General features: G+C 43.4%; 14 protein-coding genes. 3 read left to right on the top strand and 11 right to left on the bottom strand.

The annotated features are described in order from the left end of the window. Positions 1-27: 27 nt before the first annotated feature. Entirely contained in the window at positions 28-1,071 is a 1,044-nt protein-coding gene (locus PV403_RS01030) for a FecCD family ABC transporter permease (RefSeq protein ID WP_332083320.1), read from the bottom strand. Beyond that, positions 1,068-2,054, bottom strand: coding sequence for a FecCD family ABC transporter permease (locus PV403_RS01025; RefSeq protein ID WP_332083777.1), 987 nt, complete (start codon positions 2,052-2,054; stop codon positions 1,068-1,070). The genes PV403_RS01030 and PV403_RS01025 overlap by 4 nt, the downstream gene beginning before the upstream one ends. A 213-nt stretch (positions 2,055-2,267) precedes the next feature. On the opposite strand from PV403_RS01025, the gene PV403_RS01020 reads away from it, so the two are divergent. Together PV403_RS01020 and PV403_RS01015 are read left to right on the top strand one after the other, a co-directional pair. After that, entirely contained in the window at positions 2,268-3,293 is a 1,026-nt protein-coding gene (locus tag PV403_RS01020; protein WP_213533452.1) for an ABC transporter substrate-binding protein, read from the top strand. A gap of 190 nt (positions 3,294-3,483) precedes the next feature. Next, positions 3,484-3,993, top strand: coding sequence for a hypothetical protein (locus PV403_RS01015; RefSeq protein WP_249717354.1), 510 nt, complete (start codon positions 3,484-3,486; stop codon positions 3,991-3,993). A gap of 199 nt (positions 3,994-4,192) precedes the next feature. Here PV403_RS01015 and PV403_RS01010 read toward each other — a convergent pair whose 3' ends face one another. The 7 genes from PV403_RS01010 to PV403_RS00980 form a co-directional block, all read right to left on the bottom strand. Then, positions 4,193-4,978, bottom strand: a complete 786-nt coding sequence (locus PV403_RS01010) for an MBL fold metallo-hydrolase (RefSeq protein ID WP_213533454.1) — start codon at positions 4,976-4,978, stop codon at positions 4,193-4,195. Between the two features lie 32 nt (positions 4,979-5,010). Next, a complete protein-coding gene (locus PV403_RS01005) occupies positions 5,011-5,457 on the bottom strand; it encodes a hypothetical protein (RefSeq protein WP_332083319.1) in 447 nt (148 codons plus the stop codon). A gap of 160 nt (positions 5,458-5,617) precedes the next feature. Further along, positions 5,618-7,225 carry an ABC transporter substrate-binding protein gene (locus PV403_RS01000; RefSeq protein WP_332083318.1) on the bottom strand — a complete coding sequence of 536 codons (1,608 nt, stop codon included), beginning with the start codon at positions 7,223-7,225 and terminating at the stop codon, positions 5,618-5,620. Between the two features lie 157 nt (positions 7,226-7,382). Beyond that, the gene (locus tag PV403_RS00995; protein WP_332083317.1) at positions 7,383-8,450 is read right to left on the bottom strand and encodes a sulfate/molybdate ABC transporter ATP-binding protein; all 1,068 of its coding nucleotides are present in this window, start codon (positions 8,448-8,450) and stop codon (positions 7,383-7,385) included. 215 nt (positions 8,451-8,665) lie between these two features. After that, on the bottom strand, positions 8,666-9,247 hold the full coding sequence (locus PV403_RS00990; RefSeq protein ID WP_332083316.1) for a TetR/AcrR family transcriptional regulator: 582 nt from the start codon (positions 9,245-9,247) through the stop codon (positions 8,666-8,668). A 3-nt stretch (positions 9,248-9,250) separates the two neighbouring features. Next, a complete protein-coding gene (locus PV403_RS00985; RefSeq protein ID WP_332083315.1) occupies positions 9,251-9,883 on the bottom strand; it encodes a YigZ family protein in 633 nt (210 codons plus the stop codon). A gap of 201 nt (positions 9,884-10,084) precedes the next feature. Further along, positions 10,085-11,440, bottom strand: coding sequence for a glucose-6-phosphate isomerase (locus PV403_RS00980; protein ID WP_160032245.1), 1,356 nt, complete (start codon positions 11,438-11,440; stop codon positions 10,085-10,087). Between the two features lie 281 nt (positions 11,441-11,721). Between PV403_RS00980 and PV403_RS00975 the strand changes: the two genes are divergently transcribed. Then, positions 11,722-12,621 (top strand): NAD(P)-dependent oxidoreductase, encoded by a 900-nt coding sequence (locus tag PV403_RS00975; protein WP_213533462.1) that lies wholly within the window; start codon positions 11,722-11,724, stop codon positions 12,619-12,621. Between the two features lie 79 nt (positions 12,622-12,700). Here the strand turns inward: PV403_RS00975 and tkt are convergent, their stop codons facing one another. Beyond that, a complete protein-coding gene (gene tkt, locus PV403_RS00970; protein ID WP_213533464.1) occupies positions 12,701-14,752 on the bottom strand; it encodes a transketolase in 2,052 nt (683 codons plus the stop codon). 481 nt (positions 14,753-15,233) lie between these two features. Then, on the bottom strand, positions 15,234-16,127 hold the full coding sequence (gene purU, locus PV403_RS00965) for a formyltetrahydrofolate deformylase (protein WP_213533466.1): 894 nt from the start codon (positions 16,125-16,127) through the stop codon (positions 15,234-15,236). Positions 16,128-16,149: the final 22 nt, after the last annotated feature.

The following is a 16,149-nucleotide window of genomic DNA, read 5'->3' as shown; positions in this document are numbered from 1 at the left end:
TCCTTTTCAGATTACTAGTATATAGAGTCAATGATTGCGACTTTTATATAGCTGATACATAAAGAACGGAGCACCAATGGCTGCTGTAAATACGCCTGCCGGAACATCTGCAGGGAGAAATGCAGTTCGCGCCACTAGATCCGCTATTAATAAAATCAAGGCTCCGAGAAGTGCACTTACTGGCACGACACTTCCAAAGGAAGGTCCCACTAGCTTCCTCGCCATATGCGGTGCCATCAGCCCAATAAATGCAATGGCACCGCCAATTGCTATTGCCGATCCTGCTAGTGCCACACTGAGCACGATGAGCAGCAGCCGATGTTTTTGCACATGTGCCCCTGCACTTACCGCTACTTCGTCTCCGAGTGCTTGAATGTTAACTTTTCTCGCTTGAAGCCAGGTTAATGGTAGAAGGATGACGACCCAAGGAAGCAGAATATACACATCCGAATCCCACGAGGCTCCGTAAATACTTCCCGTCATGAACGTAATGGACCGCTCTGCCAGCTGCATCGGACCTGCAATGATAAACATGTAAGAGATCGATTTAAGCGCAGCTGCAAGGCCTGTACCGACAAGTACAAGACGCAAAGGCGTTACTCCGCCTCTCCAAGCCAGAACATATAACAGTCCGGTTACTAGAATAGCGCCCAGGATCGCGGCAAGCGGCATATATTTTATCGAAATCGTACCTGATGTGAAAAATATGAAAAGTACAGCTCCTAGTGAGGCGCCGTCTGTGATTCCCGTTACGTCTGGTGATGCTAATGGATTTCGAATTACTCCTTGCAGCACCGCTCCTGCAACCGCAAGAGAAGATCCAACCAATACGGCAGTCAGAATACGCGGCAGTCTCAGTTTTTCTACAATGATTTCTACGGTTGGATCTGCCTGACCAAATAGAGAACTGATCACTTGCGATGGAGAAATGTACTGACTTCCTATTCCCGTTGAGATTACCATGGCAGCAGCACAGAGAATGAACAGAACGAGCGTAACCCACAAGGTCCTTTTTTCAATTAAAAATGAAAGTTTGCCGTTAGACGTTTGAAATGACTTGTATTTGCTCATGCTCCTTGGCGTCCTCCCTTTCTTGCAATATAGACAAAGAACGGAACGCCGATGATCGCCGTCATAACGCCAACCGGCACCTCTTTGGGCATCGCAATGTAGCGGGACAGCACATCTGCGGAAACAAGGAGTACAGCCCCCCATACGAAACTATATGGTAAGATCCAGCGATAATCATTTGGAAGAAAAAACTTCATAATATGCGGAATGATAATACCTATAAATGCAATAGGACCCGCAGCAGCAACCGATGCACCCGCTAGTAAAATAATAGAGGCGGCAGAGAGAATTTTAATCATAGCCGTCTTTTGTCCGAGTCCTGCCGCAATATCGTCCCCCATGGACAATACGTTAAGATGCCTTGACAGCAGGAGTGCAATCAATAGTCCAATTCCCATGTAAGGGACGACAGCCGTGAGCTGATCAAGTTCCCTGCCAGCAACGGATCCGACAAGCCATATCAGTACCTGATCAAACATCTTACCGTCTGACAACATCAAACCTTGAGTCAGAGAATGGAAAAATGCAGTCATGGAAGCACCGGCTAATGTGATTTTCACAGGTGTCATTCCGTCCCGGCCCATACTTCCAAGAAAAAACACAACCCCGCCGCTAACTGCTGCTCCCAAAAGAGCAATCCAAGTTGTTTGCTGAAGACCAGATACACCTAACCAGCCTGTAGCCACAACAACGAAAAAAGCGGCACCTGCATTCACACCTAAGGTACTCGGAGAAGCGATTGGATTACGAGTGAGAACCTGCATGACAGCTCCGGCAACAGCTAGACTCCCGCCAACTGCTGCAGCGATCAGCGCACGAGGAATCCTTGCTGTCTGGATAATTAAGTGTTCGGTACTTCCATTTGGTTCCGTCACCGCCTGCCAAATAACGGACAGAGGAATGCGGGTAACACCAAAAATAACACTACTCATCATGGCAAGAATAAGTAGTCCAATAGATAAGGCCAGCCCCAAGATGCGCATCATTAATCCCCTACTCATTTTGTATATATCATTTTATTCATAAAATTCCATCTAATAGTTCACTCCGCAATTTTAGTAGAAGAAAGAAAGAACTGTCAATCTTTTTGATTATCATTCTCATTTAATGCTTGACAATGGTAGAAACTGGTTATATATTCATGGTTGTTAACTGATAATCATTATCAATATATTATTTCAGGGGGAACTGGTTACATGGGGGCTTTAAACGTACATACAAAGAAACATCGCTTACGCTTATTCGGGGCGGCAATGCTTATGCTAATTCTCGTTCTAGCTGGTTGTGGAAGCCAGACGACAGAAGGTGGATCAGGTAATGAACCTACACAGCCTGCATCTAGCAATACAACAAGCGAAGGAACAACAAATACGGTTACATACACGGTAAAACATGCAATGGATGAAACAGAAATTAAAGGAACACCGCAAAAAGTCGTTATTCTAACCAACGAAGGAACAGAGGCATTGCTTGCTCTAGGAGTTACACCCGTTGGGGCGGTTAAATCATGGACAGGAGATCCTTGGTACGCACATATTAAAGATCAGATGGAAGGTGTAACGGTAGTCGGAGATGAGAGTCAACCGAACCTTGAACTCATTGCAGGTTTGCAGCCTGACCTGATTATCGGTAATAAAATGCGCCAGGAGAAAGTCTATGATCAGTTAAAAGCGATTGCCCCAACTGTTATGGCTGAGGATCTTCGCGGGGACTGGGAGATCAACTTCAAACTTTATGCAGAGGCACTGAATAAAACCGAAGAAGGCGCAGCAAAAATCACCGAATTCAATGATCGCATTGCGGATTTCAAATCTAAAGCAGGCGATAAAGTGAATGAAACGGTATCTGTGGTTCGTTTTATGGCTGGCAAAACCCGAATTTATCATACCGATACTTTCACAGGTAACATCTTTGCAAAAATAGGACTAGCGCGGACAGAGCTTACCCAAAATGCAACTGAATTCGTAGATGAGATTACGAAGGAACGTTTACCGGAAGCGGATGCCGATCGTCTTTTCTACTTCACCTATGACACAGGCGACGGCAAAGGTAATGATACCGAAACGGAAATGATACAAGACCCACTTTGGCAGAACCTAAGTGCCGTCAAGAATGGCCGTGCGTATAAAGTAGACGATGCCGTATGGAATACAGCCGGAGGTATTCTAGCCGCAAACTTACTCCTTGATGAACTCTACGGATTTTATGAGATTGCAGAATAACAGAATACGGAGCTCATGGGTACAGTTCGAAGAACTGTGCTCTTTTTTATGAATGAACCATGTCCATTATTTGTAAAAAACTGGACTTTAGTCTAGTGTACTTCACTTTCTCTAGACCGGTTACATCCACTCCTCTTTTTGCTATGATACCTGTAGTTGTAGTTGAAATTTATAGAAAGGAGTGATCCATTTGAGATTAAGGAAACAAAATCTGGTCGCCCCGTTGCTCATTTTGATCGGTATTTTTCTGCTTATGAACTCCGGTAAGGATATCGGAACCGGCTCTATTTTTGCCTACTTCTGGCCGACCTTCTTCCTTATCCCGCTGGGTGTATTTTTCCACTGGATGTACTTCTCATTGATCGGCCGCGGCATCGGGCTTCTCGTTCCAGGAGGTATCCTTCTCACCGCTGGACTGACTTGTCAGATCGCCATTGTTACAGACAGCTGGATTACCATGTGGCCTGGATTTATCCTGGCGCCAGCCGTAGGATTATTCGAACTTTACTGGTTCGGTACCAGAAACAAATACCTACTGATTCCCATCAATATTTTGGCTGTCCTATCCTTTATTTTCTTCATTGCGTTCTCTATTGGTTCCATGCTTAGTCAGTTCTCCATCATCCAACCCATCCTTGCTCTTCTGCTTATCGTTGCTGGAGCTTACGTTCTCTTCCGGCCAAAAAAACATACTTACTAATGAAATAATGTACACATAATGCGATACTACATAATTTAACTACGTAAATTAACTACATAATTTGGATCAATATAAACCTCTCTCCTTTCTTATGAGAAGAGGTTTTGTTGTGTGTATGAAAAAAAGACAGAGGGTTTCCTCTGTCTTACTTGATTTATTTTGCAACCATCTTATCTACAAGCCCATAAAGAGAGAAACCTTATTGTAACGAATGCGTTAGCCCGGTATGAGCAAGCGTAATACCTGGGCTTAACGTATAATCTTTACGAAGATCAACGTCATGAGACATATGAGTAAAAATCGTTTGTTTTGGCCGCACCTTGGCAATGAGTTCTTGTGCCTCCACCATGTCGTATACCGACCGAGTTTCAAAGGCAGCTTCCTCATGATAAAAACTTGTACCCAGCACAAGCAGATCAAGACCATACAGCCGTTTTTGTTCTTCTTCGCTCAGATCAATAGAATCAGAACAATACACCCATATGTATCCATCTTTCTCAAGACGATATGCATAGGAGTAACCGTTTTTCCCATGATTTACTTTCCAGGCCCGAATGTGGAATCCCGCAAGCACAAGACCATTCTCCAGATCAACCGGTTTCATCTCCATGTGGTTTTGAAGCCAAGGAAACTGTGCCTGAATCGCATTCAGCACTTCTTGCGGTGCGTACAGCTCACCCTTCTCTCCAAGCCACCGGCAGGCATCAGCCCACTCAGGAAGTCCGCCAATATGATCAAAATGAGGATGTGTCACTAGCATCGTGTGCAGTTTACGTTTCTTCAGTATTTCCATCTGGTGCCGAAAATCTGGCCCTCCATCGATGAGAAACTCCCCCTGATCACTCTCTACAAACACCGAAGAGCGATACCGGCGATTCACCCCGGTTGTTCTTGCTTCCTCACACACTTTACAATCACAATATACCCTCGGCACACCCATAGCATCACCCGTACCAAGAAAGGTCAGCTTATTATATTGTGTCATGGATCATTCTCCTTTCTTGCGTCCCGCGTTCATTATTGCCCGCGAATGCCCAGCGTAAGCTGTTTGCGCCCGTCTGCTGTTTGCCGAATCTCTTTTATCTCCCAATTAAATGCAAGAGTGTTCTCTAGTTTTTCTACTTGTGGCTCGGACAAGACCAGACCTTCGATCCGTCCTTCTCCTAAGGTGAAATCTTTGTCTGGATCAAGCTGAAATGTCGCCACAATCCAGTTTTTGAGACCATTATTCGTATTAAATGTAATGCGGTACCCTTCCTTTATTGCTTTCTCTATATCTTCGCCATGTTCTTTCGCATAAGAGAAAAAAGACTCATATGTATAATGCGGGCGCTCGGCGGCTTTTAACAGTTCCGTATTCTCCGCTTGTACTGCTTCTACGATCTCCTCATTCGTGAGCCCGCTTCTTCTAGCATTCTCTAGTAATATAGCGGTGTACTGCGACAGTTTCACTTCCTGGTTCATGTGGTAACACTCCTCTTCGCATGGTAATGTAATACTCCTGATTAAAGCATCTAAAGGTATTATGAAATTGTTTCTATTGTAGACCTTTTTTCATACCTTGTTCAAGATCAACCGATGTCTGCAAAAGAAAAAACGACCTCCACTGGTCGTTTTCTCTACTTTATTTAATAAAATAAATTTTGGATAAATCACGGAAGAGAACAATCGGCTGAGCGATCGCATCTTCTAGCCCACCATAACCTTTACTTACAGCGATGACACTTTTCGTATAAGCAATCGGCAAAACCTGAAGTTCTTTTGCAATCTTCTGTTGAATCTGTACATATAACTTCTGGCGAGCAGCTGAATCCACTTCTACTGAAGCGCGTTCCCAAAGTGTATCCAGATCTTCGTTCTCAGCGTGTGATTCATTATATACCCCACTACTCTTATAGAGAGACTCATAACTAACAGGATCTGGACCCAAGATATACCCGGCAAGCGAAAGTTCAAAATCGGTATTGTTTTGATCCAATTTCCGTTTTTCATACACGGATGCTTCCATCGGTTTTAGCTCGACCTTGATTCCAACCTTTTTTAGTTTCTGCTGGATGTAAAGAGCCTGATTCATTTGCGTTTTGCTGGATTTCACATAAGCAAGGCGGATTTCTAAATTTGAAACATCTGCTTGTTCCAGTAATTCCTTAGATTTCTCAGGATCATAATCATAGGTCCTTACTTCAGAAGTATGATACAACGTATCAGGTGTAAATATAGAAGAAGCGGGATCTGCGAACCTGCTCGACAGATGCGAGATTCGAATCATTTCTTCTTTGTCCAAAGCATAGGCGATCGCTTCCCGGACTTCTTTCTTTTTCATCTCCGGTGTATTCATATTAAATACCATGTACTCCAGGCGTCCATCTGCATAAGTTACAAGGTTATATTCCCCTGATTCACTCAGCGCCTCATATTCCTCGTTATTAATCAGCGACATCTGCACAGCACCCTCGCGGAGTGCCTGATCCGCTGTATCCGGGTCCATGATTTGATACGAAATCGTATCCAAGTAGGCTGCTCCGTCATAATAGTCTTCAAAACGCTCCAATGTTAGATGCTCACCTGGTGCATACTCCTTATACTTAAAAGGGCCCGACCCAATAGGGTGATCGTTTTTAGAACTATGGGCGATATCTTTCTCCCCTTGATAGATGTGCTTCGGGATCGGATAAAGATACAGTAATGCGCCTTCGAATGAAGGAGTTGCTTTTGGAAGTACAAATTTGACAGTTAGCTCATCGATCTTTACTACCTTCACAGGTTGTCCATCAAAAACATACTGGCTTCGGAAGGGACTATTCTGAGTTTCATCTATGATTTGATTGACTGTAAACACAATATCATCGGCAGTAATGGCTTTTCCATCATGCCATGTAAGTCCTTCTCTCAGCTTGATAAAATAAGTTTTATAGTCTTTTGAAGCATATGCACGCTCTGCTAAGGCGTAAACTTTCTTTCCATTTTCCATATAAAATAGCGGTGCATAGAGCGACTGGTTCACGGTAAGTGTAATCCGATCTGTCGCATATAAGGGATTCATTACCTTCGGATCATCTTGTACGGCGATGTTGATACTGCCACCCCGTACAGGTGAGCTTACCTCGCCTGTTATTTCATTGCCAGCATCCCCAACTTTAGTCTGATCTTCTTGCGTGTCACATGCAGTCAGCAGTAACCCTAAGATGAGAAGAAGCGGCAACATATTTCGAAACCAATTTGAATATTTCATTCTCGTTGTTATCCTCCTGATGCATAAATAGCATTTAGGTATCCTCGCTAATAATATGAATGTAGTATAAACAAGGTTCATCTAAAAAGCAAAACTAATAAAACGCATAATAAAAACCCTGCACGTCAGTTAACGTTCAGGGTAAAAGTAAATTTCCCTATATAGATACTGGCATTGGATCACTCTTCAGGTGATTCTCAACCATCCAATTCTCATGATCATTAAAAAGATAGGCCCTGTGAACAAGGACACGCACCTCTTGACCTACAGATAGCGTCTCTTTCTCTAATGAACGATACGTAATTAACTTGTTATTCCCGACCATGACTTCAACAAGCCATTCGCTGCCGCGGAAGTGCAAGGCACGAACCTTCCCCTTCTCGGTAGCCGAGAGCAAAGTAAACTCATGTTCTGAGCCTACCTCAATATATTCGGGGCGAATCAGAGCCTTCGCTTCAACAGCAGAACCTGTTAACTTGTCAAATCCCTTCAGTTCCCGTGCATGCTCAACAATCGTCGATTCACCAATAAAAGAGGCTACAAACGGGGTTTCCGGCTGTTTATATATATCCCATGGAGTGCCTTTTTGTTCGAGCGCTCCCCCATTTATAATCATGATTTCATCAGCGACTTCAATCGCTTCATCCTGATCGTGCGTAACGAAGATTGAGGTTATACCTACCCGCTCTATGAGTTCCCGCAACCATGATCTCAGCTCGTGCCGAATCTTAGCATCAATCGCAGCAAAAGGTTCATCCAGCAGCAGAAGCTGAGGTTCTGGAGCCAGTGCCCTTGCAAATGCAACCCGCTGTCTTTGTCCTCCAGATAACTGGTGAGGGTATCTTTTCTCAAAGCCGCTGAGGCCTGTCAGTTCAACAAGTTCCATGACCCGATTTTGTATCTGCGTTTTGGACTGCTTCTTCACCTTAAGTCCAAACGCGATATTATCAAATACGGTCATATGTTTAAATAACGCATAGTTTTGAAAGACGAATCCGATTCCTCGTTCTTGGGGCGGAAGATGGTTAACTAGCTGTCCATGCAAGCGAATCTCACCCGCATCGGGATTTTCAAGCCCTGCCAAGATACGTAGTATGGAAGTTTTGCCTCCTCCACTTGGACCGAGTAAACCAATGAGGTGACCTTTTTTTATATCAAAAGAAACATCTTTAACTGCATGAAAACTGCCAAAATGTTTGTTTAGACCACGGACTTCCACATGCATGACGCCATCCCCCATCACATATTTCCTATTATTTAGGTAGGAATTACTTTATTTGATACTTTACCAAATATAGGGGGATTTCGTCAATCATTTCTCGTCCGATGATCAGATCACACTTTCGCAGATCACCGTTATGATATTGTAACGTTATGATAGTTTACCGCTTTGAAGTATGTAAGCGTAACGTGGTGTTGAGGTATACCATATGAAGGGGGTTACAGACGACTGCACATGATGTTTACATGCGAAGCTGCTTCAGCCCTGACTTCTTCAAATGGCAAGCGGTCTTGGATGTAATAAGAGATGAATCCGTGAATGGATAAAAATAAACTGTGGGGTAGTTGGATCCGTTCTTCGTTTGTGTAGTTTTTGTGGTTCATATGATGACGGATAATGGCGGCGAATAATTCATAACAACGATTCTGTTCTGCCCGGCAATAAGCAAGCAGCTCTTCGTCTCGAATCATAAACATAATTTCATATTGATAGGGATTTTGCAGACCAAAGCGTATAAATTCCATCATGACATGCTCTGGTTTCGTAAGTCCATCTTTAGAACTTCTAGCCATGGCCTGCAGGAGCAGCTGCCCCAAATGGTTAAAATCTTCGACTACAATGGCATAAAACAATTCTGCTTTTTCCTTGAAATGATAATATAAAGAGCCGTGACTGTATCCTAGATGCTGTCCAATACTACGCATTGAAATAGATCGATATCCTTTTGTAACGAATAAATGCCTGGCCGCTTCCAGAATCCGTTCTCTCGACAATTCCTGCTCCACTGCTCTTCTAGCCATATCTTATTCTCCTTCAATAAAATAAAGCTGCTGTCCATCCGTGATCACAGATTGACCTTGTGTTAGATCTGTCATAAACTCGATGAATCGCTCTGCTTCTCGATCTACCGGCAGACATGTCAGCTTGACTTTGTCAGTAAATGTAGTCTCTCCCATGCGAACCTGCCTGTTTCTCAGCTCATTTTCCACTTTTCCTAGCCAAGTGTAATCCAGTTCTACGAAAACTTCGCGGTGAAGCACTTTCGTTATCGCTTCTCCGGCCTCAATCGCAGCGACTGCTCCATCCGTATAAGCACGAATCAGTCCCCCGGCACCCAGCATAATACCGCCAAAATATCTCGTTACCACGATAGCGACATTTTTTAGTCCCTGATTTTTGATCACCTCCAAAATAGGTTTCCCTGCGGTCCCGCTTGGCTCTCCATCATCAGATTGCTTCTGAATCTCATCCCGTTCACCAATCATATATGCTGAACAATTATGCGTGGCGTTCCAATGTTTTTTCTTAATATCTTCAATAAATTGGATCGCTTCTTCTTCATTTTGTACAGGCATAACGTAACCAATAAATCGAGATTTCTTAATTACAATTTCCTTGTTCCCCGCTGCTCGAACGGTTCTGTACTGCTCAATCATTGCTCTCTTACCTTTCTATATGTGAAGAAAACACCTGTAGGTGTTCTATTCTTAGATGTAATAGGGTTTATATTTGTAAGAAAGCAGTCCATCCAAATGCGGGTGAACTGCTTCTTATGATCAAACAACCTGTGGCAGCTTGATTGTATTACTATATTTATGAAACAGATAACTTCTGATCTTTAATAGATCATTCCATTATTATTCAGTAAGTCTTGCTTCAAGTTTTGCTTTTTCTTCTTCATAACCTGGTTTGCCAAGAAGAGCAAACATGTTCTTTTTGTAAGCTTCTACACCCGGTTGGTCAAACGGATTTACTCCCATCAGGTATCCGCTGATTCCGCATGCTTTTTCAAAGAAGTATACCAGATATCCGAAAGAATATGGAGACATATCTGGAACATTTACAATAAGATTTGGTACTTGACCGTCTGTATGTGCCAGCAGTGTACCTTGGAATGCTTTTTTGTTAACGAAATCCATTGTTTTTCCTTCAAGGAAGTTCAGACCATCTAGGTCGTCTGGATCTGCTTCAATGGAGATGTGGCTTGGTACTTCTTCCACTTGGATAACCGTTTCGAAAATGTTACGGCTACCTTCTTGAATGAATTGTCCCATGGAGTGAAGGTCTGTGGAGAAATCAACGGAAGCAGGATAGATTCCTTTGAAGTCTTTTCCTTCGCTTTCGCCAAACAATTGTTTCCACCATTCAGATACAAAGTGCAAGGATGGCTCGTAGTTTACAAGAATTTCGGTTCCTTTGCCTTTGCGATACAGCGCGTTACGTACTGCAGCGTACTGATAACTTTGGTTTTCTGCAACGTTCGGGTTAGCAAATTCTTTGGAAGCATCAGCCGCACCTTGCATCATTTCTTCAATGTTAATACCTGCTGTAGCGATTGGCAGAAGTCCTACTGCTGTCAGTACGGAATAACGACCACCTACGTCATCAGGAATAATGAAGGACTCATAACCTTCTTCAGTTGCGAGTTTTTTCAGTGCACCACGTGCTTTGTCTGTTGTTGCGTAAATACGTTTACGCGCTTCTTCTTTACCATATTTTTTCTCCAGTGCAGCACGGAAGATACGGAAAGCAATCGCTGGTTCTGTTGTTGTACCGGATTTGGAGATTACATTGACAGAGAAGTCTTTACCTTCAACCAGCTCAAGCAAATGATTTACATATGTAGAGCTAATGTTATTACCTGCAAAATAGATTTCTGGAGTTTTACGTTTTTCTTTTGGCAGCTCATTGTAGAAAGAATGAGTCAACATTTCAATCGCTGCACGCGCACCAAGGTAAGAACCGCCGATCCCGATTACGATCAATACTTCGGAGTCGCTTTGGATTTTTGCTGCTGCTTTTTGAATGCGGGAGAACTCTTCTTTATCATAGTTCGTTGGAAGATCGATCCAACCCAGGTAGTCGGAACCTGCGCCTGTACCATTATGAAGCTGCTCATGAGCAAGACGAATTGGCTCTGCCAAATAATCCACTTCATGTTGACCTACAAATTCAAGAGCTTTACTGTAATCAAAAGTTACTTTTTTAGCCATGATTATAAAACCTCCACTATTTTTAAATTAGCGAGAATTAGTTCTCACTTGAAAGCTTGTCTTATGGCTGTCCGGTTTATACGTTATTGTTAACTACCGCGCCTTCACTTATGAAATAGAATACTTTAATTTCGATAACGTGACAAGCTTGGTGAATTGCTGACCGAATCATTTTACACTTTATTCTCTTCAAGTTTAAGCCTTTTGGCTTGCCTCTGTCTCCATGATATGATGAAGACCTAATGAACGTTTGATTAAACAATGAAAGGTGAGAATGATTCATGAAAAAGATTGCTGTACTTGGACTTGGCACAATGGGTGGACCCATGGCTTCTAACCTTCTAAAAAAAGGATATGAAGTCACCGTATATAACCGAACTGCTGAAAAATGCAGCCCGTTCGTAGCCGAAGGTGCTGTAGCAGCCAAAACGCCGAAAGAAGCAGCACACGGTCAGTCTCTCGTAATAACTATGGTAAGTAATGATGCATCCATCAATGATATTTATTATGGCGAGAATGGTATTTTTGCAGGTGTCATCGATGGGACTACGATTATGGACTGCAGTACCATTTCCCCTGACCTTGCAAAAAAACTCGCAGCTGATGCTACGGCTCTTGATTGTTCTTTTCTGGATGCACCTGTTACAGGCAGCAAACCAGCAGCCATTGATGGTTCATTAGTATTTATGGTCGGCGGTGATGCCGTAACCATCGAAAGTCAGATGGATGTATTCGAAACGCTCGGAAAAAAAGTAATTCCTATGGGCGAAAACGGAAATGGTGCCGTAGCGAAACTTGCCCATAATACGATCGTTGGAATTAACAATGTAGCACTAGCGGAAGGATTTGCGATTGCCTCAAAATCGGGCATCCCGGCTGATGCATTCCTGGATCTCGTCCAGTTAGGTTCTGCCGGCAGTAAAGCAGCTGAACTGAAAGGCCGCAAAATCATTGACCATGACTTTACGAATCAGTTCTCCCTCGCTCTTATGCTCAAAGATTTAAAACTTGCGTCATCTCTAACAGACAATACTGGCGTGCCTGCCCCTATGCTGAATCTGGCAAAAAGCATGTTCCAGTCTGGTGCCGCTAAAGGATACGGTGAGGAAGACTTATCAGCTGTCGTAAAAATCTACGAAGCCTATATAGAACAGCAAATTAACGGCAAACCGCTTGCATAGATATCAAGATAGGATGAAAAAGGGTAAAGCGCCATTTGGCTGCTTCACCCTTTTTTGTTTTCATATGGATACAATAGAACTACAGAAGCGCTTTAACGCGGCTTACTACGTTTTCTACTGTGAAGCCATATTCTTTAATTACAGTGTCGCCAGGCGCAGATGCACCGAACGTAGAAATGCCGAGAATATCACCAGCATCACCCACATATTTTTCCCAGCCCATTGGATGAGCCATTTCTACTGCAAGACGAGCTTTAACGTCTGGAAGGAGTACGGAATCTTTGTATGCTTTATCTTGTTTTTCGAACAGATCCCAGCTTGGCATACTGATAACACGTACGTGAATACCTTCTTCAGCAAGAGCCTCTTGTGCTTTTACTGCCAGTTGAACTTCAGAACCTGTTGCGATAATTTGAGCGGTTGCTTTACCATTCTTCGCATCAGATACTACATAAGCACCACGTTTGATTCCTTCACGAGCGCCTTCTACTGTACCCGGAAGAATCGGCAAGTTTTGACGAGTAAGCACAAGTGCTACCGGATTCGAAGTGTTCTCTACTGCATAAGCCCATGCTGCAGAAGTTTCATTTGCATCCGCTGGACGAATAACAGTAAGACCTGGAATGATACGCAAGGAAGCGAGTTGTTCAATCGGTTCATGCGTAGGACCATCTTCACCTACTGCAATACTGTCATGAGTCAGTACATAAGTTACTGGCAGTTTCATGATAGCGGACAGACGAACTGCTGGACGCAGGTAATCGGTAAATACGAAGAATGTACCGCCGAATACTTTCACACCGCTGTGCAGCGCCATACCGTTCATTGCAGCAGCCATACCGAATTCACGAACACCAAAGTAGATGTTACGGCCGGAATAATCCGCTGGAGTGAACTGAGCAAGATCGTTCAAGTGAGTCATTGTTGAACTTTCAAGGTCAGCAGATCCACCAGTGAGGTTAGGTACATTGTGAGCAAGACCGTTCAGTGCATTACCAGAAGCTACGCGAGTAGATACTGCTTTGTCTTCCACACTGTACTTCGGCAAGTCGCGATCCCAACCTTCAGGAAGTCCGCCGCTGATTGCTGTTTCGAACTGAGCAGCAAGTTCAGGGTATGCTTTTTTGTATTCTGCAAATTTAGCTTCCCAAGCTTTGTTTGCTTCTACACCACGTTCTTTCACTTTTGCAAAATGAGCACGTACTTCGTCTGGAACGAAGAAATCTTCTTCATATACCCATTTGTAATATTCTTTAGTGAGTTTTGTTTCGTCAGGACCTAGTGGGGAACCGTGAGTACCGCCATGGCCGCCTTTACCTTGTTTGTTCGGGCTGCCGTAACCGATCACTGTTTTCACTTCGATCAGGGTTGGACGATCTGATACTGCTTGTGCTTCTTTGATCGCTTTTTCGATTGCAGGAAGATCATTACCATCTTCTACGCGAAGCACTTGCCATCCGTATCCTTCAAAACGTTTTTGAACACTTTCGGAGAAAGAAAGGTTCAGTTTACCATCAAGGGAAATATCGTTGGAATCATAAAGAACCACGAGTTTACCCAGTTTCAAGTGAGATGCCAGGGATGCTGCTTCGTGAGAAACACCTTCCATAAGGTCACCGTCACCGCAAATTGCGTAAGTATAGTGGTCTACCACATCGAAATTATCTTTATTGTAAGTAGCTCCGAGCTGAGCTTCAGCCATTGCCATACCTACTGCCATTGCAATCCCTTGTCCAAGTGGACCTGTCGTTGCATCCACACCAGCAGTGTGACCGAACTCAGGGTGTCCTGGAGTCAGGCTTCCCCATTGACGGAATTGTTTAATCTCTTCCATTGGAAGATCATATCCACTCAGGTGTAGTAAGCTGTAAAGCAGCATAGATCCATGCCCTGCGGACAATACGAAACGGTCACGGTTAATCCAAGTTGGATTTTCCGGATTATGGTTCATCGTTTTGGCAAACAATTGATAGCCCATTGGTGCAGAGCCCATCGGCATACCCGGGTGTCCGGATTTTGCTTTCTCAATTGCATCGATTGCCAAGGTACGAACAGTAGTAATAGACAAATTATCGATTGTTGAATTTTCATCTTTGTTAATGCTTTGGTCTTTAGTTTGTTGATCAGTCATGTTTCATCCTCCTCATAATCTCTAAAAAAAGATGTCAGGATAAGCAAACGGACTTACGCTCAGGGATTGGTACCCGCTAAAAGAAAAAAACTTTTTTATGCAAGTTAATCCGCTTGAATGTTTCAATTTGACTTATTCAATAGTATTGTAACACCTCATACATCATTTTTCCATAGCCTTCTTGTTCGTTACATAAAAATTCATATAAGGCATCCACCCAAGTATCTCCTTGGCAAGGAAAAGCATACCTAATCAAAAAGCGGAATACTTGTACAAAAAAAGCGATGATTACACGCAAAAAGCCATCCCTATTATATACTCTTAGACTGGTCTGGGCCCTTTAAAACATCAAAAATTTTCCAGTGGGATTGTTTTAGTTTGGTTTATTGTACCGATTTAAATAAAAAAACTGTCCCCTAATAAGTTAGGGAACAGTTTTTTTGCATGTCAAAATATAAGAAATTATCGTTTATTATTCCTATTAGTTAAAGACTACGGTCTTGTTCTCGTGAACAAGAATTCGGTCTTCCACATGCCATTTTACAGCACGTGCAAGTACAACACGTTCGATTGTACGTCCAATTCTCTTCAGCTCAGGAACATCATCCCGATGACTTACACGCTCCACGTCCTGCTCAATAATCGGACCGCCGTCCAGTTCTTCCGTCACATAGTGAGCAGTTGCTCCTATTAGTTTTACGCCGCGGCCATAAGCTTGAGCATAAGGCTTACCGCCCACAAAGGCCGGCAAGAAGGAGTGATGGATATTAATAATACGATTCCGGTAATGTTCGATAAACGTTGGCGATATAATCTGCATATAGCGAGCCAGGATAATCACATCAATGTCTTCACCAATCACTTCAAGCTGGCGCTGCTCAGCCTCTTTCTTCGTATCTGGTGTAACAGGAATATGATGATACGGAATACCAAAGGATTCAACATATTCTCTCATATCCGGATGGTTACTTACGACAAGGCCGATCTCTGCATCGAGGTCTCCCGCTTGCCACTGCCACAAAAGCTCAACAAGACAGTGATCTTCTTTGGATACAAAAATAGCAAGTTTCTTACGTCTTGAGACATCGGAGATATACCACTCCATCTGAAATTGTTCCGCTATAGCACCAAAGTCCGCTTCCAGCTGAGGTAAGCGACTAGACAGCTGTGGAAGATCAAACTCCACCCGCATGAAGAACATGCCTCCATCTGGATTCATGGAGTACTGATCGGATTGAATGATATTTGCCCCGTGCTCGAAAAGAAACTTAGAAACTGCCGCAACAATACCCGGACCGTCTGGACAAGAAATCAGCATGCGGGCACGATCGATATGTGCAGGTCTACCTTGTGTGTGTTTTGTGTGAATATCCATTGGTCAATTTTCTCCCCCTTGA

The sequence above is a fragment of the Paenibacillus sp. GYB006 genome, from assembly GCF_036577645.1.
Taxonomy (GTDB): Bacteria; Bacillota; Bacilli; order Paenibacillales; family Paenibacillaceae; genus Paenibacillus.
Note: the sequence above shows the minus strand (reverse complement) of the source record. Positions and strands in the feature narration are given on the sequence as shown.